This is a genomic window from Staphylococcus sp. GDX8P80P (assembly GCF_017893095.1).
Lineage (GTDB): Bacteria > Bacillota > Bacilli > Staphylococcales > Staphylococcaceae > Staphylococcus > Staphylococcus borealis.
Window position 1 is genome coordinate 1 of sequence record NZ_JAESMI010000151.1, and the last position, 1,723, is coordinate 1,723.

Here is a 1,723-nt window from a genome sequence, read left to right on the forward strand (position 1 = left end):
AGAAGACGCTTAAGTCAAGCTTTTCTCAGTTCTAGTCATCCTTGCGGGCGGGGCCCCAACAAAGAGAATTTCACTAAGAAATTCTACAAACTAAGCAAGCTGGGAGTGGACGACGAATTTAAAAGAATTCTGTCCCACTCTCTCTACAACTATAAAAAATAGCTGTGAAAAAAATCTATCGTCATAGATTTCTTCACAGCTAATCTTAATATGTTTTTTCGAATGAATTTATAAATTTTTAAAAAAGGTTCTAATATATTTAAATTTACCTTTATAGGGTGGATACATTACACTTGAATCTAATCGTGTAGATTTAAAAATATATGACTTACCGTGGCTAAAAGTTTCAAAAGTATATTTACCGTGATATTGACCGATACCAGACATGCCTACACCACCAAATGGTAGTTTAGGATTTGCTAAGTGCATTAATGTATCATTGATTGCGCCACCGCCGAATGATAATTCATTTAACACACGGTGTGTACTATTTTCATCTTCACTAAATAAATAGAGACTCAATGGTTTAGCTTTACTTTGCACAATATCGATTGCTTCATTGAAATCATCGTAAGTAATGATAGGCAAGAGTGGACCAAAAATTTCTTCCTGCATAATTTTAGAGTTAGGTGTGATGCCATCTAATAAAGTTGGTTCTATATAGCGCGTTGATGCATTTGTATGGCCACCGAAAATAATATGTTGTTGATGTACGTTAAGTAATTCATTTAAGCGATTAAAATGTTTATCATTGACGATGCGACCGAAGTCAGGGCTTTCCTCAATCGTGTGACCATAAAATTCTTGAATACTTTGTTTAAGCGCCTCAATCAATTCGTCTTTAACTTTCTTATTTACTAATATATAGTCTGGTGCTACACATGTTTGACCAGCATTTGTAAATTTACCAAAACTAATACGATCACTTGCAACTTTGATATTGGCTGTGTCATCTACAATAACAGGAGACTTTCCACCTAATTCAAGCGTAACAGGGACTAAATTTTTACTAGCAGCTTCATATACAATTTGACCAACTTTGTCACTACCTGTAAAGAAGATATAGTCGAAAGGTAGTTGAATTAATGTTTGTGTCTCAGATATACCTCCTTCAACAACAGCTATATAATCTGGTGTAAACACGTCCTCAATAATTTGACGAATGACTGTGGCAACATGAGGAGTTAATTCAGATGGCTTAACAAGCGCTGTATTTCCAGCTGCGATAGCGCCAATTAAGGGTTCAAATACCAATTGAACTGGATAGTTAAATGGACCAATGATTAATACTGTGCCATAAGGTTCCTGCTTAATATAACTTTTTGCAGGAAACATAAATAGAGGGGTGTCGACTTGTTTTGTTTTAGCCCAATTTTTCAATTCTTTACGTGCTGTTTTAATACTTTTTAAAGTAAATCCAATTTCTGTAGCATAGGCTTCAACAGGACTTTTTCCTAAATCTGTTTTAAGTGCATCAAGTAAATCATTTTCATGATTTTTAATGCTTTTACTTAACTGTTTTAACTGATGCTTTCGAAATTTCAAATCTTTTGTTTTATGTGTTTTAAAAAAAGCTTTACTCTCTTCGAATTGTTGCTCGATGGTCGGCAATATATGATACCTCCTAATGAATCCTTATTAAATTAAAAAACTTTATTAAAATGTATGATGTTATTCATCATATCTATACCCTAAATTTATTTCAATAAAAATGAAGCAGGAC

Annotated in this window: 1 protein-coding gene; it reads right to left on the reverse strand. The window is 33.4% G+C overall.

The window, feature by feature from the left end:
- Positions 1-228: 228 nt before the first annotated feature.
- Positions 229-1,611: an aldehyde dehydrogenase gene (locus tag KA858_RS11670; RefSeq protein WP_107629965.1), complete on the reverse strand. Its 1,383-nt coding sequence runs from the start codon at positions 1,609-1,611 to the stop codon at positions 229-231.
- Positions 1,612-1,723: the final 112 nt, after the last annotated feature.